Source organism: Mycobacterium sp. IS-1590 (assembly GCF_001500025.1).
In the GTDB taxonomy this organism is placed as follows: Bacteria; Actinomycetota; Actinomycetes; order Mycobacteriales; family Mycobacteriaceae; genus Mycobacterium.
In genome coordinates this window covers 36638-57398 of the sequence record NZ_LQIW01000016.1, presented here as the reverse complement: position 1 = coordinate 57398, position 20761 = coordinate 36638, and the positions used below count along the sequence as shown (strand labels likewise).

Annotated in this window: 19 protein-coding genes; 9 read left to right on the top strand and 10 right to left on the bottom strand. The window is 65.8% G+C overall.

The window, feature by feature from the left end:
* Positions 1-9: 9 nt before the first annotated feature.
* The gene (locus AU197_RS13090) at positions 10-330 is read left to right on the top strand and encodes an MOSC domain-containing protein (protein ID WP_197415531.1); all 321 of its coding nucleotides are present in this window, start codon (positions 10-12) and stop codon (positions 328-330) included.
* Here the strand turns inward: AU197_RS13090 and ripD are convergent.
* On the bottom strand, positions 323-865 hold the full coding sequence (gene ripD, locus AU197_RS13085) for an NlpC/P60 family peptidoglycan-binding protein RipD (RefSeq protein ID WP_064403150.1): 543 nt from the start codon (positions 863-865) through the stop codon (positions 323-325). The genes AU197_RS13090 and ripD overlap by 8 nt on opposite strands.
* A gap of 158 nt (positions 866-1023) precedes the next feature.
* Here ripD and lhgD point away from each other — a divergent pair, with 158 nt between their 5' ends.
* Both lhgD and aceA read left to right on the top strand, forming a co-directional pair.
* On the top strand, positions 1024-2232 hold the full coding sequence (lhgD, locus tag AU197_RS13080; protein WP_064403131.1) for an L-2-hydroxyglutarate dehydrogenase: 1209 nt from the start codon (positions 1024-1026) through the stop codon (positions 2230-2232).
* 57 nt (positions 2233-2289) lie between these two features.
* Positions 2290-4587, top strand: coding sequence for an isocitrate lyase ICL2 (gene aceA / locus AU197_RS13075; RefSeq protein WP_064403130.1), 2298 nt, complete (start codon positions 2290-2292; stop codon positions 4585-4587).
* A 3-nt stretch (positions 4588-4590) separates the two neighbouring features.
* On the opposite strand, the gene AU197_RS13070 is transcribed toward aceA, so the two are convergent.
* The 6 genes from AU197_RS13070 to AU197_RS13045 all read right to left on the bottom strand — a co-directional run bounded on the left by AU197_RS13070 (position 4591) and on the right by AU197_RS13045 (position 12220).
* Positions 4591-7200 carry a hypothetical protein gene (locus tag AU197_RS13070; protein WP_064403129.1) on the bottom strand — a complete coding sequence of 870 codons (2610 nt, stop codon included), beginning with the start codon at positions 7198-7200 and terminating at the stop codon, positions 4591-4593.
* Positions 7201-7234: 34 nt separating this feature from the next.
* Entirely contained in the window at positions 7235-8332 is a 1098-nt protein-coding gene (locus AU197_RS13065) for a peptidoglycan-binding protein (protein ID WP_231744917.1), read from the bottom strand.
* A gap of 112 nt (positions 8333-8444) precedes the next feature.
* Positions 8445-8876, bottom strand: coding sequence for a type II toxin-antitoxin system Rv0910 family toxin (locus tag AU197_RS13060; protein ID WP_064403128.1), 432 nt, complete (start codon positions 8874-8876; stop codon positions 8445-8447).
* A gap of 18 nt (positions 8877-8894) precedes the next feature.
* Positions 8895-10202, bottom strand: a complete 1308-nt coding sequence (locus tag AU197_RS13055; protein WP_082696655.1) for a sensor histidine kinase — start codon at positions 10200-10202, stop codon at positions 8895-8897.
* Positions 10203-10265: 63 nt separating this feature from the next.
* The gene (locus AU197_RS13050; protein ID WP_064403127.1) at positions 10266-11003 is read right to left on the bottom strand and encodes an Rv0518 family GDSL lipase; all 738 of its coding nucleotides are present in this window, start codon (positions 11001-11003) and stop codon (positions 10266-10268) included.
* Positions 11003-12220 carry an acyltransferase family protein gene (locus tag AU197_RS13045; protein WP_064403126.1) on the bottom strand — a complete coding sequence of 406 codons (1218 nt, stop codon included), beginning with the start codon at positions 12218-12220 and terminating at the stop codon, positions 11003-11005. The genes AU197_RS13050 and AU197_RS13045 overlap by 1 nt, the downstream gene beginning before the upstream one ends.
* Before the next feature lie 278 nt (positions 12221-12498).
* Between AU197_RS13045 and AU197_RS13040 the strand changes: the two genes are divergently transcribed.
* The 4 genes from AU197_RS13040 to AU197_RS13025 are packed head-to-tail and all read left to right on the top strand — an operon-like array spanning position 12499 to position 16725.
* Complete coding sequence (locus AU197_RS13040; RefSeq protein ID WP_156434408.1) at positions 12499-12954, top strand: Fur family transcriptional regulator; 456 nt, start codon at positions 12499-12501, stop codon at positions 12952-12954.
* Positions 12955-12987: 33 nt separating this feature from the next.
* Positions 12988-15231: a catalase/peroxidase HPI gene (katG, locus tag AU197_RS13035; protein WP_064403124.1), complete on the top strand. Its 2244-nt coding sequence runs from the start codon at positions 12988-12990 to the stop codon at positions 15229-15231.
* Positions 15232-15258: 27 nt separating this feature from the next.
* Positions 15259-16035: a glutamine amidotransferase gene (locus AU197_RS13030; RefSeq protein WP_064403123.1), complete on the top strand. Its 777-nt coding sequence runs from the start codon at positions 15259-15261 to the stop codon at positions 16033-16035.
* Positions 16036-16071: 36 nt separating this feature from the next.
* Positions 16072-16725: an alpha/beta hydrolase gene (locus AU197_RS13025; protein WP_064403122.1), complete on the top strand. Its 654-nt coding sequence runs from the start codon at positions 16072-16074 to the stop codon at positions 16723-16725.
* Position 16726: 1 nt separating this feature from the next.
* Here the strand turns inward: AU197_RS13025 and AU197_RS13020 are convergent, their stop codons facing one another.
* A complete protein-coding gene (locus tag AU197_RS13020; RefSeq protein WP_064403121.1) occupies positions 16727-17104 on the bottom strand; it encodes a hypothetical protein in 378 nt (125 codons plus the stop codon).
* Positions 17105-17186: 82 nt separating this feature from the next.
* Between AU197_RS13020 and AU197_RS13015 the strand changes: the two genes are divergently transcribed.
* On the top strand, positions 17187-17846 hold the full coding sequence (locus tag AU197_RS13015) for an MBL fold metallo-hydrolase (RefSeq protein WP_064403120.1): 660 nt from the start codon (positions 17187-17189) through the stop codon (positions 17844-17846).
* Positions 17847-17956: 110 nt separating this feature from the next.
* On the top strand, positions 17957-19159 hold the full coding sequence (locus AU197_RS13010) for an IS30 family transposase (protein ID WP_064403119.1): 1203 nt from the start codon (positions 17957-17959) through the stop codon (positions 19157-19159).
* A 64-nt stretch (positions 19160-19223) separates the two neighbouring features.
* Here AU197_RS13010 and AU197_RS13005 read toward each other — a convergent pair whose 3' ends face one another.
* Both AU197_RS13005 and AU197_RS13000 read right to left on the bottom strand, forming a co-directional pair.
* Positions 19224-19904: a DUF899 domain-containing protein gene (locus AU197_RS13005; RefSeq protein WP_064403147.1), complete on the bottom strand. Its 681-nt coding sequence runs from the start codon at positions 19902-19904 to the stop codon at positions 19224-19226.
* A 5-nt stretch (positions 19905-19909) separates the two neighbouring features.
* On the bottom strand, positions 19910-20686 hold the full coding sequence (locus tag AU197_RS13000) for an ArsR/SmtB family transcription factor (protein ID WP_064403118.1): 777 nt from the start codon (positions 20684-20686) through the stop codon (positions 19910-19912).
* Between the last annotated feature and the right edge of the window lie 75 nt (positions 20687-20761).

Genomic DNA, 20761 nt, shown 5'->3' with positions numbered 1-20761 from the left:
ACTTCGGCGGTGCACGTCACCGCGCTCAACATCGCACCGGGGAGCCGGCTGCCGATGCGCTCCGTCGGGGAGGTGGTGGCCGAGGCGCGAACCGGCCTGGTCGGCGACCGCTACCACGGCACCCGGGATCGCCACCTCACCGTCCAATCGCACGAACTGCTGGACCGCGCGGCCGCCGAGCTGGGCTACGCGTTCGACCAGGCCCAGACCCGGCGCAACGTCACCGTGGACGCCGGGGAGATCCCGACCAAGCCCGGTACCCGGCTACTCATCGGCGATGTGCTTGTGGAGGTGGTGCGGAGCCCGAGTGACGCCGGTCGGCCTATTTGATGATGCGGACCAGGTACGGTGCCATGTTGTTGGTCCGCACCGCCGACACCGCGACGCCCGACTCGGTGGCCTCCAGCATCTGACCGTTGCCCAGGAAAAGTGCGACGCTCTGAGTCCCGTTGGGTCCGTAGAAGATCATGTCACCGGGCAACGCCTCGGACGGCAACACCTTCTGCCCGACGTTGTACTGCGCGCCAGAGGAACGCGGCAGCTTGACCCCGATACCGGCGAACGAATAGACCATGAGGCCCGAAGCGTCGAAACCGACGGTGCTGATCGCCGGATTCAAGCCGACGATATGGCCTTGCGGATCGAGCCCGGCGACGTTCTCGGCCGTGCCGCTGCCCTTCGTCGGCCCGTTCGCGTCTCCCCCGCCGTAGGAGAAGGGAACACCGCGCTGCGCCAGACCGCGCGCGATGACGAGGTCAACCGCCTGCTGATTGACCGCGGATCGCGAGGATGGTGCGGCGACCGCCACCCCAGGGAGGGTCACCATCAGGGCGACACCGATCACCAAGGCGTAGATGCGTCTCATGGTTTGCTGCTCTTTCTCGTCTGCGCGCACACCGGTGGCGCTGTAATCACTTCTACGCGTCGTTTGCTCGTGACGCCAATTCGCGCCTGGCTCAGCGTCAATGAGATGCAGTACCGTAACCGAACAGTGATTACCTCCCCGTCTTGCAGCGTCCGGCGATGACCGAACGGGTCGCAGTGGTCGGCGGCGGCATCCTCGGTGTCGCGGTGGCCCGCGAGATCGTGCGGCGTCGTCCCGACTCCGACGTCACCCTCTTCGAGAAGGAGGACCGCCTCGCGTCACATCAGACCGGCCGAAACAGCGGAGTCGTGCACGCGGGCCTGTACTACCAACCCGGCTCGCAGAAGGCCGTGCTCTGTCGACGCGGGGTGAGCCTGCTCGAAGAGTTCTGCGCCGAGCGCGGGATCCGCCGGATCGCTTGCGGCAAGGTCCTGGTCGCGCTCACCGACGAGGAGAAGGCCAGGCTCGCCGACATCGAGCAGCGGGCGCTGGCGAACGGCGTGCCCGGGGTGCGCGTCATCGGGGCGGAGGAACTGCACGAACTCGAACCCAACGTGGGGGGTCTCGCCGCGCTGCACTCTCCGTCGACCTCGATCGTCGACTACGCGCAGGTGACCAGTGAGCTTGCCGCCGATGCCATGGCGGGCGGTGCGAAAGTCCTTCTCGGACACGAGGTGACGGGCTTGCGGGCGGGCGATAGCGACGTGGTGGTCAGCGCCCGAACGGAAGGAAGCGACGACCAGCTCCGATTCGACCGGACAGTCGTGTGCGGTGGCCTACAGAGCGACCGGCTCGCCCAGATGGCCGGTGACGGCCCCGAGCCGGTGATCATGCCGTTCCGGGGTGAGTACTACGCGCTGAAACCGCACCGACGCGATCTCGTCAACGGTCTGGTCTATCCGGTGCCCGACCCGCGCTATCCGTTTTTGGGTGTCCACCTCACCCCACGCGTGGACGGTGAGGTGCTCATCGGTCCCAACGCGGTGCTGGCGCTGGCGCGTGAGGGTTACACCTGGGGCACGGTGTCGCTGCGCGATCTGGGTGGGATGGCGTCGGCGCCCGCCTTCTGGCGGTTCGCCCGCCGACACTGGCGCACGGGGGTGCGGGAGGTCTCCGGGTCGCTGTCGCGGCGGCGATTCGTCACCGCCGCGAAGGCCTACGTACCGTCGTTGCGCAACGAGGACGTGGTGCCCGGCATCGCCGGCGTGCGCGCCCAGGCCATCGACCCCGACGGTGCCCTGGTCGACGACTTCCGGATCAGCGTCCGCGGTCGCATCGTGGTGCTCCGCAATGCGCCGTCACCGGCGGCAACCTCGGCGCTGGCGATCGCCGAGCATGTCGTCGCCACTTTCGAGGCGTCGACCTGACGGCGCCACCCTGCTGATAACGCCATTCCCGGCAAGGTCGAGTCGTACTGTGGGGACATGGCCATCATCGAAACGGACGCCGCGCCTTCGACCCCGTTCGACCAGGAGGTCGCTGCCACGCAGCGGTACTTCGACAGCCCGAGGTTCGACGGGATCATCCGCCTCTACTCGGCTCGTCAGGTCGCCGAACAGCGCGGCACGATCCCCTCGGACTACATCGTGGCGCGCGAGGCCGCCACGGCGTTCTACGAGCGCCTGCGCGAACTGTTCGCGCAGAAGAAGAGCATCACCACCTTCGGCCCGTACTCACCGGGCCAGGCTGTGACGATGAAGCGGATGGGCATCGAGGGCATCTACCTCGGCGGCTGGGCGACGTCGGCCAAGGGGTCGACCACCGAAGACCCCGGACCCGACCTGGCCAGCTACCCGCTCAGCCAGGTGCCCGAGGAGGCCGCGGGCCTGGTCCGGGCGCTGCTCACCGCCGACCGCAACCAGCAGTACCTGCGACTGCAGATGACCGAAGAGCAGCGCAATGCGACACAAGCCGTCGACTACCGCCCCTTCATCATCGCCGACGCCGACACCGGCCACGGCGGGGATCCGCACGTGCGCAACCTGATTCGCCGGTTCGTGGAGGCCGGCGTGCCCGGATACCACATCGAGGACCAGCGGCCGGGCACGAAGAAGTGCGGCCATCAGGGCGGCAAGGTGCTGGTGCCGTCCGACGAACAGATCAAACGGCTCAACACCGCCCGCTTCCAGCTCGACATCATGCGGGTGCCCGGCATCATCGTGGCCCGCACCGACGCCGAGGCGGCCAACCTGATCGACAGCCGCGCCGACGAGCGCGACCAACCGTTCCTGCTCGGCGTGACGAACCTCAAGGTGCCGTCCTACAAGTCGTGCTACCTCGCGATGATGCGGCGCTTCTACGAGGCGGGCGTCACCGAACTCAACGGCCATCTGCTCTACGCGCTGCCCGAAGGTGAGTACGCCACCGCCAACGCTTGGCTCGACCACCACGGGATCGGGGACGCGGTGGCCGAGGCCGCGTCGGAGTACCAGGACCGCCCCGACGGCGAGATCGACGCGATCTTCGACCGGGTGGAATCGAAGGCCGTCGACGCCTGGCAGCTCGACGCCGGCCTGATGACCTACGGTGAGGCGGTCGCCGAGCTGCTCGAGTTCCGCGAGAGCGAGGGCGAACAACTCGACATGAGCGTCGCGGACTGGCGTGCATTCGCCGAGCGCGCCCCGCTCTACACCGCGCGTGAGAAGGCCAGGGAGATCGGGGCGGCCGTCGGCTGGGACTGCGAGCTGGCCAAGACGCCGGAGGGCTACTATCAGGTGCGCGGCGGAATCCCCTACGCGATCACGAAATCGCTTGCCGCCGCACCGTTCGCCGACATTCTGTGGATGGAGACCAAGACCGCCGATCTCGCCGACGCGCGTGAATTCGCCGAGGCGATCCACGCCGAGTTCCCCGACAAGATGTTGGCCTACAACCTGTCGCCCTCCTTCAACTGGGACACCACCGGCATGACCGACGACGAGATGCGGGCCTTCCCCGAGGAACTCGGGAAGATGGGGTTCGTCTTCAACTTCATCACCTACGGCGGCCATCAGGTCGACGGCGTCGCGTCCGAGGAGTTCGCCACCGCGTTGCGCCAGGACGGCATGCTCGCGCTGGCACGGCTGCAGCGCAAGATGCGTCTGGTCGAATCGCCTTATCGCACACCGCAGACGCTCGTCGGCGGGCCACGCAGCGATGCCGCGCTGGCCGCGTCGTCGGGCCGCCTGGCAACCACCAAGGCGATGGGCAAGGGATCGACCCAGCATCAGCATCTGGTGCAGACCGAGGTGCCGAAGAAGCTGCTCGAGGAGTGGCTGGCGATGTGGGGTGAGCACTATCAGCTCGACGAGAAGCTGCGGGTGCAGCTGCGTCCGACTCGGCCGGGCTCAGACGTGCTGGAACTGGGCATCTTCGGCGAACGTGACGGCGAGGACGAGAAACTCGCCAACGTGATCGTCGATCCGATCAAGGACCGGCACGGCCGCAGCATCCTGACGGTGCGCGACCAGAACACGTTCGCCGAGAAGCTGCGCCAGAAGCGGTTGATGAGCGTGGTGCACCTGTGGCTGATCCACCGGTTCAAGCCCGAGATCATGTACTACGTCACGCCGACGGAGGACAACATCTATCAGACCGAGAAGATGAAGTCGCACGGCATCTTCACCGACGTGTACCAGGAGGTCGGCGAGATCATCGTGGCCGACGTGAACCAGGCCAGGATCGAGGAACTGCTCAACCCCGATCGCGAAGCGCTGGGCCGGTTGATCCGCAAGGAGGACTGACCCTCAGGACGTGCCGTCCGACCCCGAGCCATCCGAACCGGAGCTGTCGGAGCCGGAAGGGTCGGATGTGGAATCACCCGTGGTCGTTCCACCCGACGTCGTTCCGGTCGTCGTTCCGGTCGTAGTTCCGGTGGTGGTGTCGTCGGTAGTCGTCGACTCGGTCGCGGCGGTGCTTTCGGTGGCAGGCTCCGATGTCGACGAATTGGTCGGAGTCGCGGACTCGCTCGTCTCCCCGGACGTCGACGTAGACGTAGGGTCCTCGGTCGCGGTGCCCGAGGGTGTTGCCGCGTCGGTCGACACGGGCGTCGCGGTGGCCGACGTGCTCGGTGGCGCCGAGGTCACCGAGGCCGTAGGGGCTGTCGTGACGGCGACCAGGGTCGTCGGCTGCGCCGTGGTCTGTGTGAGGGAGGGGAACGTGCCGGGTTGGTCGCGCTCGACGATCCACATAATCTGCTCGGTGTATCCGGCGAGCTTCCCGTCGATTTCGTTCGGATCCGCCTCACCGGCCGCGATCTGATCGCCGTAGGCCGCGATCTCCGTCCACAGTTCGTCGAGTTCCGCCTTGGCCTCGGGCGACAGATCCTCGTCGAGCGTGACGAACAGTTGGCGCGCCAGCGCGTATGTCATGCAGTTGACGCACTCGTAGTTGAGCGCGCCGGCCAGGTTCTGCGGCACCGCGACGTTGTCGTTCGACTCATCCTGGTCGATTACGAACACCACTTGGTAGGCGATCGCCACCGCCGCGCAGTTTTCGCACGATGCGTACGCGTGCGCCTCGTTGACGTTCATCGCGTATTCCTCGTCGGTGGCCCAGACGAGGGCGAACGCGGCGTCGTACACGACGGTGTTGTCGGTCGTGTTCACGGCCAGGGCCTGATTGTTGCCGTCACCGGGTTCGGGGGCAACGGGCTTGTCGAACGGGAACACCCAGCCCTGGTCGGCCCGCGCAGTCGGGGAGGCAAAGAGCGAGGACCCGGTGTATCCGCCGCCGTTGGCCGCCGAAACCGGTTGCCGCGGCACCAGGATCACCGCAAGCTGAGGCGTTCTGAACGTCGGTGGCGCCGTGCGAGTATCCCACAGTGTCGGCATCACTCCACGTTGTCCGGGAGCAAGAGCACGCGTCACCGCGACGGGTTTGGGCGCCTCCCGGACGGTCGGTGAGGAATCGCCCAATCGCTCGACACGTAAGGCGTAGACGATATCGCCGAGGGTGCCGCGCTCGGACGCCTCGATGGGTCGGTAGTTGTCGGCCTGCGGCCACCAGGCATACGCGATACCAGCCAGAGCCGCCGCGCCGGCCAGGCCGGCGAGCAGTCGCTTCGCCGGCTTACCCGATGTGCCCTTCCAGGCGGTGGTGACGATTCGCCGGGCAACCCGGATCAGCAGATAGATCATCCCGGCCATCGGGATCACGATCGCGATCATCGCCAGTACGCGCGCGACCGCCTGCACCATGTCACCGTCGACCCACGCGTTGGTCAGCACATCCTGCTGCTTGTTCAACGCGGCCCACGCCGAACCGAGCAGCCGGGGCAGTGCCAGGACGGCCAATGTGATCATGCCGAGCACCAGCGGGACAACGACGATCACCCAGGCGGTCACCACGATGCGCGCCCACCACTTCAGTTGGCGCGCTTGCGGATCCCCCCACCGCCACGGCAGCATGCCGAGCAGCGTCGGCTTCATCCTGCCGTAGAGATCGGGCACCCCGGTGAGGTCTGCCAGCACGTGGTAGCCGTCGAATCGAACCAGCGGGGTGAGTTGGCGGATCATCTGAATGATCTGCGTGGCCACGACGAGCAGCAGCGCGTCATATCTCAGCCATATCCACAGGCAGGTAATGGCCACCGCGACAATGGCATTGAAGTAAAGCCCGCCGAGGTCGGTGCGCAGTCGTCCGCGCCGCCCGAGGCGGTATGAGTCGGTGACATCGGTGTAGAAGGCCGGCCACAAGAGATAGAGGCCGAACCCCATGACACCGGGTGTCGCGCCGCCGTACCGGGCCGCCGCTGCGTGTCCGAACTCGTGAAAACCTGCTGACAGCACGGTCACTGCGAACACGAGGATCAGCAGCCCCGGGCGTTCGAACGCGTCATAGGCCGCCGCGGCCAGCCCCTTGCGGAAGGACACCCACCAGCACACAACCAGGAACGCCGCCAGAACCGGAACGACCACCCAGGGGCGGAACAGGAACCGGAACGGATCGGTGAGGCGGCGGGTCTGCTCCGGATCGGTCACTGTCCGCTTGAGGCGTAAACCCAATAGCGGAGCGCGCTTCTTCACCTGGGGTTCGGCGCCGTCGGCAAGCAGCATCAAACCCAGCGGGCGCAACCTGGTGTCGACGAGTTGGTGGACGTTCTCCTCGTTGACGGTCCGCCCCGTCGACTCCGTTACCGCATCAGCAACCTCGGAAGCGCTTCGCGCACCGTCGATTTCGCTCAGCACCGCGAAGAGCAGTGGAGTGAGCTGAATCGTCTGACCGTCGCCGCGACGGACCAAGGCGGGCGGGACCCGGTAACCGGATCCCGCCATCGCCCCGATCAGTTCGACACCGTCCGCGCGCTGCAGGACGGCACCCTCGGCCGTCGTGCCCCGCTCGGCTGTCACGGTCATGTCGGCACCCTCGGTTCAGTGAGTAGGCCGAGCGTCAGCCGGCGGAACCGCCGCCGCTGCTGCCACCCGAGCCGCTGTCACCGCCGCTGTCACCGCCGCTCGAAGTGCCGCCACTGGAGGTGCCGCCACTGGAGGTGGAGACACTGTCCCCGCCGCTGGTGCTGTCACCGGTGCTGGTGCCACCGGTCGACCCACTGAAGGAACTGGTGGTGGAGTCGCCGGCGGAGGTGGGCGCCGAAATCGCCTCGGTGCCACTCGTCGGGTCCTCGTCATCGGGTTGGCTGGTTCCCTGCAAGATCTCGGACGTCTGGTCCGCGCCCGCGTAGGTCTCGCCCCTCAGTTCCTGGTTGACTACGGCGTCCTGGTAGGACAGGGCGTCCGCCTCGGAATCGACCGACAGCACGTTGGCCGCCACGGCGGCGCTGATCGGCGCCGCGACGTTCGCGTTCGCTGCCACTGCGCCTGCGATCGGTGCGGCCAGGTCGGTGTCGAGGTCAACGTTCACATTGACATTGAGCAGCGGCCCCTCGAGAGTGGCCAGGTCTCCGATCTCGACCGTCCCGCCGTCGTCCGGGGGTGGCGGGGCCGAATCGCCGTCGGCCTCATCGGTCTGGTCGATGCCGCTGTCCTGAGTCGAGATCGCCGTCGCATCGGCCTCGAGAATCTGGTTGACGTCGGCCGACTGTTCGACCAGGGCACCGGCCGTGGAGCCCTGAGACAACACATTGGCTGCGGCCGCTGCGTCGATCGGGGCTGCCACGTTGAGCTGTGCCGCGACGGCGAGATCGATCGGCGAGGCGACGTCGAGGAAGACGTCCACGTCGACGTTGAGGTCGAGAATGGAGACGACCTCTTTGTCCGGCAGCACGGTGGCCACCTCGGCTGCGAGTTCTTCTGGAGTCAGTCCCTGGATACTCATCGCTCTCTCCCGTGTGCGCACGTCGACGTTGCTGCCGCCGAGTGATCTGGACAACATTGATGTGGAGAGACGTACCCAGCTCTGCGCATGATCAACAAAATTTTTTCCAGAATCGACGAAAAATGCCTTGTTGCCGCAGCTAGGCGGAGCCAGGCTAATTAACTCCACCGAAAGGGCGAGTCGCGGTTGCCGCAAGTTACGCGGTACGCCCATCCCTGATCGACATGATCAAGACTTTGCTGGCAAACAAAGCGGGGGCGAGATCCCAGTGCGCGGGGCCGAGATGTGCCGGCTCATCGGATCGCGCAGCGCGGGAGCCGACCGCTCAGCCGTAGAGCTCTTCGAACCTGCGGATGGAACGTTCGATGTCGCCCTTGACCGCGCGCGCCGCCGTCGCGCCGATGGGTCCGAACAGCGGCGCTCCCCCGAGATTCATCGTGAGGGTGAATGCCGAACCGGTTTCGGTCGGCGCGACCGTCATCGTGAGCCCGTACCTGGTTCCACCGACACCCTTGCCGGTGACCTCGATCATCGTGGGTGGGTCGAACCTCTGGATGGTCCAGGTGACGCGGTTGCGCAACCCCTTGGCCCCCGCGACGCCCACGATCGTGGTGCCGACCGTCAGCTCGTCAGGCAGCTCGCCGCGCCAGCCCTCGTGCATGACCATCCAGTCCCCCAGCGCGTTGAGATCCGATACGTGCTCCCACGCCTCCTGCGGGCTCAACGTGAGCTGACGCGACAACTCGAGCTTGGCCATTTTCGGATGGTAGCGAGTTCAGCTCGGCGCGGGCAGGCGTAACACCAACCGGGCCCCGCCGAGTGGGCTGGCCTCCATCGCAGCGGTGCCTCCGTGTAGCTCGGCCTGCTGGGCCACCAGTGCGAGCCCGAGCCCCGATCCGGATCGCGCCGCCGTCGAGCCACGGGAGAATCGCTCGAATACGGCGGCGCGTTCCCCCTCGGGTATCCCGGAACCGTTGTCGTCGACGGTGATCTGTACGCCTTCGCCGGAAGCCACTGCGCCGAGCCGGATTTCGGTTGCGCCGCCGTGCTTGATCGCGTTGGTGATCGCGTTGTCGACGACGAGCCGCAGCCCGGCGGGCAATCCCACCATGAGGACCGTCGTCGTCGACGACAGCGACACCTTCAGGCCGGGATAGTTGCGCATCGCGTCGTGTGCGGCCCGGTCCAGCAGTTCGGTGATGTCGACGGGAACGAAGTCGTCGACGGTGGTCAGTTCGCCCTGTGCGAGCCGCTCCAACGCGGTCAGTGTCGCCTCGATCCGGCTCTGGGTGCGCATGATGTCGGCGATCACCTCTTGACGTTGCTCGTCACGCATCTCGAGCGTGGAGAGAACCTCGAGGTTGGTGCGCATCGCGGTCAGCGGCGTGCGAAGTTCGTGCGAGGCGACCGCGGCGAAGTCTCGGGCCGACTCCAGTGCCGCTCGCGTGCGCTGCTGTTCGTCGCCGATGCGGGCGAGCATCCCCTCGACGGCTTCGGCGATCTCGACGGCCTCCTGCACGCCGCGCACTTGAACCTCGTCGGGTTTGGACTGGGCGTTGATCGCGCGCGCCTGCTGGGCCAACAACCGGAACGGGTTGATCATGATCGACCACATGACCCAGCCGACCAGCACGGTGCCGACGATGACGCCGCCGCAGATCAGCAGCACGCGTCGGTGCAGTTCGTCGATGCGGCGCTGAGTCTCGGCCAGCGGCGCGCCGATCGCGATCAGGGCTTCGCCGGCGGTGAAGGTCCGGACCCGGTATTCGACGCCGTCGATGGTGGTGTCGGCGTAACCGACGTCGAACCGCGGCAACACGATGTTCTCCGGTATGGAGACCGTGATCCCGTCGACGCGGGCGGTGCGTACCAGCCCGCCGTCCGGGATCGGCGGGTTCAGGTCGGCTTGTTGCGCGGTGCGCAGCAGCTCGCTGATGTCCCCGAGGCTGCTCACCGAGTCGAGGCGACGGTCCAGCTGGCTGTACTGGTCGTTGGTGACGCCGAACCACACCCACGCACCCAGCGTGATCACCAGCGCGACCACCGACAGCGCCGCGACGATCACGATGATGCGCAGCGACATCACCCGGGTCAGCAGCTGATACAGGCGTCCACCGAGTCGCACGATCAGCAACGATAAAACGGATCAGACACGCCGCGGCAGTTGCGCGCCGATCAACGGCGCAATCTTTTCCGCCATATAGGTGTGACCGGCGTCGGTGGGATGCACACCGTCGGGGCCGATCAGCTCGGGCCGGTCCACGAACCACCGCTCCGCGATCGGATCGACGAACGTCGCGCCCGCCAGTTCGGCCTGATATTTGAGTGTGTCGCGGATGCGTACCACCGCGGCGGGCACGTCAGCCGTCGGCCATGGCGGCCCGATCACCAGGAAGAGCGCGGACGGCGCGATGCGCCGCGCCAACAGAAACGTGCCGTACACCAGGACCGACAACTGTGTCGGGTCGACATTCTGGTCGTTGCGCGAACCGAAGAACACCACCAGCGTGTCGTCGGGTTTGACCGTCGCAGCGGTCAAATCCTCGAAGAGGCTGCCCCGATTACCCCGGGTGCCGTACCCGGCCCCACCCTCGGCGCCGACCACCGCAGTGGTGGACAGCCCCTGTTCGGCCAGGATCTGCCAGGCCTGAGTGGTCCACGATTTCTCACCGAGACCGCCTTCGGGCCCGCCGGTCGTGTACGAATCGCCGATCACCGCGATCCGGTTGAGCGCGAAGCTGAGCGCGTCGATCTCCTTGTGCTCCACCGGCTTCGAGTGCTGACAACCGGTGACCACGAGGACGGCCACCGCCAGCGCCACGGTCAGGGCGCTCCTGAGCGCGCCGGTGTACGGCCGCGAGAACACGGTCGCCAGAAGCGTCATCACCCGGCGCGGGCCGTCATCACCTCGGAGCGTTCGCGCGCGCGGGACATGGTGTGCAGCCTGCCGGTCGCATCCGGTGTCGAAGCGACGGGGCCGTTCATCATGCTGCGCATCCATTTCCGGGCGGGCTCCTCGACAAGGTGGTACAGCATGACCGCGCCGATCAGCGCGGTAGCAAGCAAGGCAACCATTATGAGCTTGCCCGTGACGTCCGACGACAGCCGCAGTCCGAATTGCTGCACCATCCAGTTCCAGGTGGTGTGCACCAGCTCATGGACCATGTAGAGGCTGAACGATATGTGGCCCAGGTACACGATCGGCCTCCGCGAAAGAAGCCAGGGCACGGACCCGGCGCCGATGGCCAACGTGAACAGCAGAGGCACGAACAGTACGTCGACAAGACCGGCGCCGTCGGCGATCTTGGGCAGCGGATGCGCGTCGAGTCGGTAGAGGATTGCGACGATCGCGACGCCCAGAAGCAGTGCGGCGTACCCGGCGGCGCGCCGCGCCTGCTCGCTCGGGTCGAGCCTGCGCACCGCCGCGGCGATCAGGGCGCCCGCGGTGAATTGCATGACGATGCGCGGTAGCCAACTCCACGGGGTGTAGAACTGCCCGGACGCCAGTAAGAGCAGGATCGGCGGCATCACGGCAACGAAGGCCAGCGCGATCAGGCCCCGCGCCCGCGTCGACCGTGCGATGCGGAAAATCACCAGGATCAGGCCGCCGAACAGCAGATAGGCCAGCCACTCGGCACTGATCGACCATGCGGGTCCGTCCCAGCTGGAGCCGTCGAAATAAGGCACGAACCACAGTTGGACCATCAGCGCCTGGCGCAGATAGTTCGTGGCGGTCAGGGTCTCGGCCGCCGGTGACGGCACATGCCCGACCTGCAGGGTGAAGATGATCCACAGCGCCGCCAGATGCATCGTCACCAGGTACACCGGCCAGACGCGGGCCAGTCGAAGCCACAGGAAGCGCACGGTGGCTCGCCACTCGAACGACGGTCCCATGCGATCGAGATAGTTCCACGTCAGCACGAAGCCGCTGAGCATGAAGAACAGGTCGACCCCTTGGGCCCCACAGTTGAGCAACGGGGCGAACGCCGAGCGAAACCCGGGCACCGACTGCTCTAGCAGTGGTCGGAAGTGAAAGAGCACCACCCATACGGCGGCGACGATGCGCAGGCCGGAAAGGGCCTTGATTTCGCCGGTGCGCACAACACTCTCTTCGCCGAAGGTCGTCGTTTGTTCGATCTCGCCTGATAGGGGCTCACCGGGTGGTCGCTCCCCTGACCACAGACCCCGGCAGCCACCGAAGGGTACCAGCGGGTCTTGGCGCGGTTCACGTCCGAAAAGTGCGCTCGGGATGGTGTGCGAAGTCGAGAAGCGTTGGTAACGATGGACTTTGGCAGTGACAGCAACATCGGCGGATACGTGTGCGACACGCCGCCAAACCAACTCTTGACTGATTCCAGAAAACAGAGCATATTGGCAGCGTGTCCCCCACGCCTGATTACGCGGATCGGCTACGCGCCGCCGATCTTCGTGTGACCCGCCCGCGGCTCGCGGTGCTGGAGGCGGTTTACGGCAACCCCCACGCCGATACCGAGTCGATTTTCGGCGCGGTGCGTCGCGCTCTGCCCGACGTTTCGCGGCAAGCCGTTTACGACGTGCTCGCCGCGCTCACCAGCGCGGGGCTGGTGCGGAAGATCCAGCCGTCCGGTTCAGTCGCCCGCTACGAGTCGCGTGTGGGCGACAACCATCATCACGTCGTCTGCCGGTCGTGCGGCGTCATCGCCGACATCGACTGCGCCATCGGCGAAGCGCCCTGCCTGACGCCGTCGGACGCCCAGGGCGCGTTGGACGGCTTCGTGCTCGACGAGGCAGAGGTCATCTATTGGGGTTTGTGCCCAGAGTGCTTGGTATCGCAGGTTTCCCGATCACAACCGTGATCACAGCCCAGTTAACCCACCGGAAGGAACGCTGTGTCATCTGATACATCCGATGCTCGCCCGCCGCACGATGATTCCAAAACAGCCAGTCACAGCGAGAGCGAAAACCCGGCGATCGATTCGCCGAAGCCCAAGTCGCACGCTCCCCTGACGAACCGGGACTGGTGGCCCAACCAGGTCGACGTGTCGGTGCTGCACAAGCAGAACGAGAAGGGCAATCCCCTCGGCCAGGACTTCAACTATGCCGAGGAGTTCAAGAAACTCGATCTCGAGGCTTTCAAGGCCGATGTCCACAAGCTGATCACCACCTCGCAGGACTGGTGGCCGGCCGACTACGGCAGCTATGCCGGCCTGTTCATCCGCATGAGTTGGCACGCCGCCGGCACCTACCGGATCTTCGACGGTCGTGGCGGTGCCGGGCAGGGCGCACAGCGCTTCGCGCCGCTCAACAGCTGGCCGGACAACGCGAACCTGGACAAGGCGCGCCGCCTGTTGTGGCCGATCAAGCAGAAGTACGGCAACAAGATCTCCTGGGCCGACCTGATCGCATACGCCGGCAACGCCGCACTCGAAGTGTCGGGGTTCAAGACCAAGGGCTTCGCGTTCGGTCGCGAAGACATCTGGGAGCCCGAGGAGATGCTCTGGGGCCAGGAGGACACCTGGCTGGGCACCGACCAGCGCTACGGCGGAACCAACGACTCGGAGCGCAAGCTGGCCGAGCCGTTCGGGGCGACCACCATGGGGCTGATCTACGTCAACCCCGAAGGTCCCGAGGGCAAGCCGGATCCGCTGGCGGCGGCGCACGACATCCGCGAGACGTTCGGCCGGATGGCGATGAACGACGAGGAGACCGCGGCGTTGATCGTCGGCGGCCACACCCTGGGCAAGACGCACGGCGCCGGAGACGGTGACCTGGTCGGGCCGGAGCCCGAGGCCGCGCCGATCGAGCAGCAGGGCCTGGGGTGGAAGTGCGCGTTCGCGTCCGGTAAGGCCGGCGACACCATCACCAGCGGGCTCGAGGTGGTCTGGACGCCGACCCCGACGCAGTGGGGCAACGGCTACCTGCAGACCCTGTACGGCTACGAGTACGAGTTGACCAAGAGCCCCGGCGGCGCTTGGCAATTCGAGGCCAAGGACGCCGAAGCGATCATCCCCGATCCGTTCGGCGGACCGCCGCGCAAGCCGACGATGTTGGTCACCGACATCTCGATGCGGGAAGACCCGATCTACGGTCAGATCACCCGCCGCTGGCTGGAGCATCCCGAGGAGATGGACGAAGCCTTCGCCAAGGCGTGGTTCAAGTTGATGCACCGCGACATGGGCCCGGTCAGCCGCTACCTCGGGCCCTGGATCCCCGAGCAGGAGATCTGGCAGGACCCGGTGCCCGCTGTGGATCATGAACTGGTCGACGAGCAGGACATCGCCCAGCTCAAGAGCAAGCTGCTGGACTCGGGTCTCACCGTGCAACAGCTGATCAAGACGGCGTGGTCGTCGGCGTCGAGCTTCCGCGGCACCGACAAGCGCGGTGGTGCCAACGGTGCGCGGATTCGGCTCGAGCCGCAGAAGAACTGGGAGGCCAACGAACCCACCGAGCTGGCTCAGGTGCTTCCGGTGCTCGAGCGCATTCAGCAGGAGTTCAACAGCTCCGCGACCGGCGGCAAGAAGATCTCGCTGGCCGACATCATCGTGCTGGGCGGCTCGGCTGCGGTCGAGAAGGCCGCGCGTGACGGCGGTTTCGAGATCAACGTGCACTTCGCGCCCGGGCGCACCGATGCCTCTCAGGAGGACACCGACGTGGAGTCCTTCGCGGTGCTCGAACCGCGGGCGGACGGCTTCCGCAACTTCGCGCGGGCGGGTGAGAAGGCTCCGCTGGAGCAGCTTCTGGTCGAGCGCGCGTACATGCTCGACCTGACCGCTCCCGAATTCGCGGTGCTGATCGGCGGCCTGCGGGTGCTGAACGTCAACCACGGCGGCAGCAAGCACGGTGTGTTCACCGACAAGCCGGGTGTGTTGAGCAACGACTTCTTCACCAACCTGCTCGACATGAACACCGAGTGGAAGTCGGGTGCGGCGGAGAACGTCTACGAGGGTGTGGACCGCGCCTCCGGACAGCTCAAGTGGACGGCCACCGTCAACGACCTGGTGTTCGGCTCGAACTCGGTGCTGCGCGGCATCGCCGAGGTCTACGCGCAGGAAGACAGCAAGGACAAGTTCGTCGAGGACTTCGTCGCTGCCTGGGTGAAGGTGATGAACAACGATCGGTTCGACCTGGATTAACAGGCGAGTCGGATCGTCGGTAACGGCATGCGGCACCCCGCGGGCTCACCGGGCTCGCGGGGTGTCGTGCTTTCTGCGCCCTTCCTGTTGCTCTCCATCCGCGGAGAGGACGAAGCCGCCGAGGACGAATACCGGGCGATGATGCGGTTCGCCGGCCTGGACGGCACCGGTATGCGGCGGATCCGATTGACTCACGAGACGCTGGGACGCATCGACCTCGACGACTGGTCCGGAATCATCCTCGGAGGCGGCCCCTACAACGTCAGCGATCCCGTCGAGGTGAAGTCGGCGACGCAGCAGCGGGTCGAGGCGGAGTTGTTGGAACTCATCGGGCGCATCGTCGATCGCGACTTCCCGTTCCTCGGCTGCTGTTACGGCGTCGGCACGCTCGGGACCGTCATCGGCGCCACCGTGGACCGGACACATCCAGAACCGGTCGGTGGGCTCACCGTCACCGTCACCGCCGCGGGCCGCGAGGATGAACTCTTCGCCGAGGTGCCCGACGTCTTCGACGCCTACGGCGGACATCGGGAAGGTGCGACCTCGCTACCACCCGGAGTCGAACGCCTCGCGTCGTCACCGGACTGCCCGGTGCAAGCCTTCCGGGTGGGCCGCCACGTGTACGCCACGCAGTTCCACCCCGAACTGGATCTCGACGGCCTGCTCACCCGGATCAACGTCTACAAGGACCACGGCTACTTTCCGCCGGAATCCGCCGAAGCGCTCAAATCGGCTGCCCGGCAATGGGATGTCCGTTATCCGCAGATGCTCCTGCGCCGGTTCGTGGACAAGTACGCGCGTTGACGATTGGTCCTCGGGCTACCGGGGCACTATAGGTTGATGCACACCGTCGAATACTCCCCCGGCCGGTCCGCGGACATCTTCGGCGATGCGGCGCACGCGACAGTCCTGATGTGGCACGGCGCGCAGACCGATTCGCGCACCGTGATGCGGCCGTTGGCCGAACGGGTGCACGGGCACGGGTTGTCGGTGGTGCTGGCCGATTGGGATTCGCACGCCGACGATCGTGGGCGGGCCGACCTGCTGGCGTCGGCTTCGCATGCCCGAGAGCACGCCGGCGATCAGCCGCTCGTGGTGGTCGGCTGGTCGATGGGTGGCCTGGCGGCGGCCGGTCTGGTGGTCCACTCCCGTGAGTTCGGTGTCGCCCACAGCGTCTGCCTTGCGGGGGCATTCATGGTCGCCGACCCCATCAGCGGCTCCCCATTGCCCGGTCAGCTGGACGGCCACCCAGTTCCGTTCACGCTGTTGCACGGCGCGCACGACGATGTCATTCCCGTCGACGCGAGCCGCGACTTCGCCGAAACACTGTCGCGCAACGGTTGGCCCGTCTCGTGCGTCGTGCTGGAGGCCGATCACGGGTCCATCGCGGGCGCGACCTACGACCCTGCCGCCGACCGCTATTCGGCGGCCTCGGATCCGGTGTCGCTATCGGTGGCGACGGATGTGGCGGCGCGGATCGCTGCCACGTTCTGACCTACTCCGCGGTGTCGATGCGATGAGCCCACCGCAGGTGGCCCCCGCCCATGTCGGTACACACGAACGCCACACCGTCGGAGCCTTGAGCCGACAAGTTCTGTTCGGGGCAGTCCATCGCGACGTTGTGAATGCCGACGAGCGGCCCGGCCGGTGTCCAGGCGCCAATCCGGTTGCAGACGAACGTCGCACCGTCTGGACCGAGTCCGTAGTTGAAATACTTGCCGGGCTTGCAGGGCGTTCCTTCGACGACATTGCGTGCGACGTTGGGAACGCAGTCGGCGGAATAGCACACCGCCGACGCGTCGGGAGCGAGCGTGATCAGTGCGGCAGCGGTCGTCAGCGCCGCCGCCAGCGCCGGGATGCGAGAGCGCGCCATGTTCCGATGGTGACACTCGGATGCGAAATTCGGTGAAGAATCGCTTGACCTCAACAAGGGTTCAGGTCGCAGAGTCGAGCACATGACCACTTCCACGACACCGTTGACCCGGATCCGAGACGATCTCTGGCAGACACGGACCGACACGCCCTTCCCGGGCCTCACCACACACGCGTATCTGTGGCGAGGACCGCATGGCAACGTGCTGTTCTACAGCCCCGCCACCGAGGCGGATTTCGACGCGCTCGACACACTCGGCGGCGTCAGCGCGCAGTATCTGTCGCATCTCGACGAGGCTGGCCCGAACCTGAAGCAAATCGAAGAGCGGTTCGGGCGCCGGTTGCACGCGCCGGAGGCCGAGATCGACGCCGTTGCAGAGCATGCACGCGTCGACGTGGCCGTCGGTAGTGTGCGGCACGTCGACGCCAACGGTGTCGAGGTGCTTCCGACGCCGGGTCATTCGTCCGGCAGCACAAGCTATCTCGTAACGGGCGTGACCGGTGAGCGATACCTGTTCACCGGCGACACCATGTTCCCCACCGCCTCGGGGACGTGGGCGACCTTCCTGGTGCCGGGCCGCGGCGACGCCGGCCAGCTGCGCGAAAGTGTGAAATTGCTGAGCACGGTCGCGCCGGACCTGGTGATCTCGAGTGCATTCGGAGGCGAGACGGCGTGGATGGCCGTGGACTCGCGTTCGTGGGCCGACTGCGTCGCGCAAGCGCTGGCGACCGTGCCGTCATAGGTCTCTGCTTTGGCCGGCGGCTCGGCGGGTCTCGTTTGTGAAACTACCGACGCTTTTCGAACGCGGATTCATACGGTCAGTGCAACATCTGTTGTGATTGGAGTTGCGCTATGCCGAGTCCGTTCGGAGTTTCGGTTCGTCGAGATTTCTTTGATCGTGTGTGTCTGGGATCGACTGTTGGAGATGCCGCCCGGGGTGCGGGTGTGTCATACAACACCGGGTGGCTGTGGTGGCGCGATGCTGGTGCGATGACACTACGTAAGGGTCGCGGAAGTGGTGGGCTGGCTAATCCGGGGAATTTGTTGCGTCCGGGTGGATTCGGCGCCGACCTCAGTTTGGACGAACGCGTCAAGATCATGCGCGGTCTTGATGCTCACCTCACCCAGGCCGAGATCGCGCGCCGAATCGGTCGGGGCCGCTGGACGGTCAGTCGCGAAATCGCTCGCAATAAGAACCCCGACGGGGATTACCACGCCTTGATGGCCCATGCCCGCGCAGCCGAACGCGCGCGGCGGCCTAAGGCGTTCAAGCTCAAAGACAATCCGTTGTGCGCCCAGATTGAGGGCTGGATGGATATCGGTTGGAGTCCCGGGCTGATCGCCGATGTATTGGCCCGCGACTACCCCGATGACAAGCTGATGAGGGTGAGCCACGAGACGATCTATCGCTGCCTGTATGTACAGGCTAGGGGTAGTTTGCGCGCTGATCTGCACCAACGGCTGTCTACCCGGCGGGCCAAGCGCAAGCCACGCGACCGCACCGACAATCGTCGCGGGGTCTACAGCAGTGGTGAGGAATTCAAAATCAGCGATCGTCCGGCCGAGGCTGCCGACCGCGCAGTGCCCGGCCACTGGGAAGGCGATCTGATACTGGGGCCCGGGGGCACGAGTGCGGTCGGGACCCTGGTCGAGCGGTCCACCCGGTTCACCATGCTCTTGCACCTGCCCGGCGATCACACCGCCGAAACGGTAGCCACGGCGATGATCAAGGCGATGAGTGAGTTGCCCGAGGATCTGCGTCGGTCGATCACCTGGGACCGCGGCAGCGAGATGTCCAAGTGGCGTGACATCCAGCTCCAGCTCAACACCCCGGTCTACTTCTGCAACCCCCACTCACCCTGGCAGCGCGGAACCAATGAGAACACCAACCGACTGCTGCGATTCTGGTTCGAAAAAGGCAGCGACCTAAGCGGTTACACCAAGGCCGATCTCAAACGCATACAAGATCTCCTCAACCGCCGGCCCAGACCGACCCTCGATCTCGACACACCGGCCCAGCGGTTAGCCGCACTCCTCGACCAGGCCGCCGCCTAAACGTTGCACTCACCGGTTGACAATGCCGAAGGTTTTCGTCGGTGGTTTCACAAACGGTGTCGCGCTACGGCGTTGGGTCGTAGGTGTCGTGCCAACGCCACCACTCGTACGGTCGAGTCTGCGGATAACCCGCCGGCGAGTCTTCCCATTCCTCCTGTCGCCCAAGCGCCGTCATGTCAAGGAAGGGCCAGGTGTTGACGAACATCTCGTCGCCGCGGCCGGTGACGAGGTAAGTGCGGAAGATGCGGTCACCGTCACGGATGAACGCGTTGGTGCCGTGCCAGTCCTTGACGCCGAAATCTTGGTCGAAGTCGTCGGTGATGGTGTACCAGGGGATATGACCCCAGCCCATCTTCGCCTTCATCCGCTGCAGGTCGGGTTGTGTTGCCCGCGAGATGTATATGAGTGTGGTGTCGCGGGCGTTGAGATGGGCAAGGTTCGGCACGTGGTCAGCCATCGAGGAGCAGCCGACACAGCCGTGGTCGGGCCAGTCACCGTCGGAGGTTCCGGGCTCGATGAAAGCCCGGTAAACGATCAGCTGGCGACGGCCGTCGAACAGGTCGAGCAACGTCATGCTGCCGTCGGGACCGTCGAAGGTATAGGTGTTTTCCACGGCCATCCACGGCATCCGTCGGCGCTGTGCGGCAAGGGCGTCGCGAGCCCGCATGAGGTCCTTCTCCTTGGTCAGCATCTCTTGCCAAGCAGCGTCCCACTCTGCTGCGGGAACTATCGGTGGTGTGTTCATCGTCGTCATGAGGTTGCCTCCAATGCGCTCTTCAGGTTGGCCAGCTTCCATGGCCAGCCGCCGGAGATCAGGCCGCGCACAGTACTTTCCGGCGGGAAATCGTCATGTACGACGGTCAGTTTCACCTGACCGTCCTCTGCCGGCTCGATCTCGAAGGTGACTTTGGACCGCCGTTCGGCCGCGGCCTTCTCGACGACGTCCTCATCGAGGCCCAGCGTCGTCAGTTCGGGCACGAAGGTGTGGAAGGTGAACGCGAGCCGCCGATACGGCTCCGACTCGAGGATCACCTGCTCGGGGTCCGTGATCTCCAGACCGCTGCAGTCGGACCACACGTACTCCGAGCCCTTGTTGAAGTCGGACACCAACGCATGACCCATGTACCTGTTGGAGAAGGTGGGGTCGGTGATGGCATGCCACAGCCGTTCGGGGGTGGTGCGGATATACGTGACGTAGACGAATTCACTGCTGCTCATCGGGTGGGTCTCCAATGCAGTCTTGAGGTCCGCGAGCGTCTGCACCCGCGCGCGGTCGTATTGGTGGATCCAGCGGTCGGCGATCGCGTTGATCGGTTCTGCGTTGAGGTAGTGCAGCTTCTCGCGCCCCCGCCACACGGTGGTGATGAGATTGGCGGCTTCCAGCACGGCGAGATGCTTGCTCACCGACTGGCGAGCCATCGACAACCCCGAACACAGATCCCGCAGCGACTGGCCGTTGCGGTGGTTGAGGCTGTCGAGAAGCAAGCGCCGGTTCGGATCGGCCAGCGCTTTGAATACGTCGTCCATCCCTGCCGCCTGGTTTATGCAGCCGTCTGGCTGCCTGTCCGAGAATAGGCAGCCGCGCGGCTGCGTGTCAATGGT

Excerpts from the sequence above, each read along its gene's own strand:
- ripD (WP_064403150.1), bottom strand. The coding sequence starts at position 865 with ATGAGACGCATCTACGCCTTGGTGATCGGTGTCGCCCTGATGGTGACC.
- lhgD (WP_064403131.1), top strand. The coding sequence starts at position 1,024 with ATGACCGAACGGGTCGCAGTGGTCGGCGGCGGCATCCTCGGTGTCGCG.
- aceA (WP_064403130.1), top strand. The coding sequence starts at position 2,290 with ATGGCCATCATCGAAACGGACGCCGCGCCTTCGACCCCGTTCGACCAG.
- AU197_RS13070 (WP_064403129.1), bottom strand. The coding sequence starts at position 7,200 with ATGACCGTGACAGCCGAGCGGGGCACGACGGCCGAGGGTGCCGTCCTG.
- AU197_RS13065 (WP_231744917.1), bottom strand. The coding sequence starts at position 8,332 with ATGGGCGTACCGCGTAACTTGCGGCAACCGCGACTCGCCCTTTCGGTG.
- AU197_RS13060 (WP_064403128.1), bottom strand. The coding sequence starts at position 8,876 with ATGGCCAAGCTCGAGTTGTCGCGTCAGCTCACGTTGAGCCCGCAGGAG.
- AU197_RS13055 (WP_082696655.1), bottom strand. The coding sequence starts at position 10,202 with ATGTCGCTGCGCATCATCGTGATCGTCGCGGCGCTGTCGGTGGTCGCG.
- AU197_RS13050 (WP_064403127.1), bottom strand. The coding sequence starts at position 11,003 with ATGACGCTTCTGGCGACCGTGTTCTCGCGGCCGTACACCGGCGCGCTC.
- AU197_RS13030 (WP_064403123.1), top strand. The coding sequence starts at position 15,259 with ATGCGGCACCCCGCGGGCTCACCGGGCTCGCGGGGTGTCGTGCTTTCT.
- AU197_RS13025 (WP_064403122.1), top strand. The coding sequence starts at position 16,072 with ATGCACACCGTCGAATACTCCCCCGGCCGGTCCGCGGACATCTTCGGC.
- AU197_RS13020 (WP_064403121.1), bottom strand. The coding sequence starts at position 17,104 with ATGGCGCGCTCTCGCATCCCGGCGCTGGCGGCGGCGCTGACGACCGCT.
- AU197_RS13015 (WP_064403120.1), top strand. The coding sequence starts at position 17,187 with ATGACCACTTCCACGACACCGTTGACCCGGATCCGAGACGATCTCTGG.
- AU197_RS13010 (WP_064403119.1), top strand. The coding sequence starts at position 17,957 with ATGCCGAGTCCGTTCGGAGTTTCGGTTCGTCGAGATTTCTTTGATCGT.
- AU197_RS13005 (WP_064403147.1), bottom strand. The coding sequence starts at position 19,904 with ATGAACACACCACCGATAGTTCCCGCAGCAGAGTGGGACGCTGCTTGG.
- AU197_RS13000 (WP_064403118.1), bottom strand. The coding sequence starts at position 20,686 with ATGGACGACGTATTCAAAGCGCTGGCCGATCCGAACCGGCGCTTGCTT.